The organism is Sulfolobus sp. B1, from assembly GCF_007050195.1.
Classification (GTDB): Archaea; Thermoproteota; Thermoprotei_A; order Sulfolobales; family Sulfolobaceae; genus Saccharolobus.
In genome coordinates this window covers 1-795 of the sequence record NZ_QIMI01000311.1, presented here as the reverse complement: position 1 = coordinate 795, position 795 = coordinate 1, and the positions used below count along the sequence as shown (strand labels likewise).

General features: G+C 34.6%; 1 protein-coding gene and 1 pseudogene. Both read right to left on the bottom strand.

All coding sequences use genetic code 11. From position 1 onward, the window contains the following. A pseudogene (locus tag DMP16_RS10390) lies at positions 1 to 372 on the bottom strand (DNA polymerase IV); the annotation flags it as partial. After that, entirely contained in the window at positions 369 to 692 is a 324-nt protein-coding gene (locus tag DMP16_RS10385; RefSeq protein WP_255446890.1) for a PfkB family carbohydrate kinase, read from the bottom strand. The pseudogene DMP16_RS10390 and the gene DMP16_RS10385, both read right to left, overlap by 4 nt. Positions 693 to 795 lie beyond the last annotated feature (103 nt).

The window sequence follows — 795 nt, the reverse complement described above, 5'->3', positions numbered from 1 at the left end:
TAATTTATATGCTTCCTCATAATCTTTTACCATATCAGTTATATCTAAGTAAGCTTCATCTATACTGGCTACCTCAATTTTACTTGAATAGCTTCTTAAAATATTCATAATCCTATTTGAGACTTGCTGATACAATTCCTTTCTCATTGGTAAATAAATCGCATTTGGTAAAATCTCTTTAGCTTTAATTATTGGCATTCCAGCCTTTACTCCATATTTTCTCGCCTCGTAGTTTGCAGTAGCTACGGCGCCACTAGTCTCACTTCTGCCAGAAAAAACACATACTACTACTGGTTTTCCCTTTATTGAGGGATTTAATACTTCCTCAACTTGAGCATAAAAGTAATCGAAGTCCACGAAGAGTATAATCATTTACATATAACTTTCGGCTTTTTCTTTCTTAAATATTCCCTTACTTCTTCTAATGTGGGCGAAGATATTCCTCCTATTTTCATTATCTTTAAACCAGATGCTACTGTAGCTAGCTGTAAAGCTCTCTCTACGTTTCTATCCTCTAAGATCGAGATGTTAAACGCTGCGTCAAAAGTATCCCCTGCTCCGGTAGTATCGACTACTTTCTCCACTTCTAATGACTCTACAACGCACTCCTCATTATCTTGCGTTATTACTCTAGCCCCTTTCTTACCCATCTTAACTACAATATATTTAGCTCTGATATTCTTGTCTTTCACGTTTTCGAATTCTTTTTCATTTAAGTATAGAATATCTACGTCTATTACGTTGATATCTTTAGAATATCAGAGCTAAATATATTGTAGTTAAGATGGGTAAGAA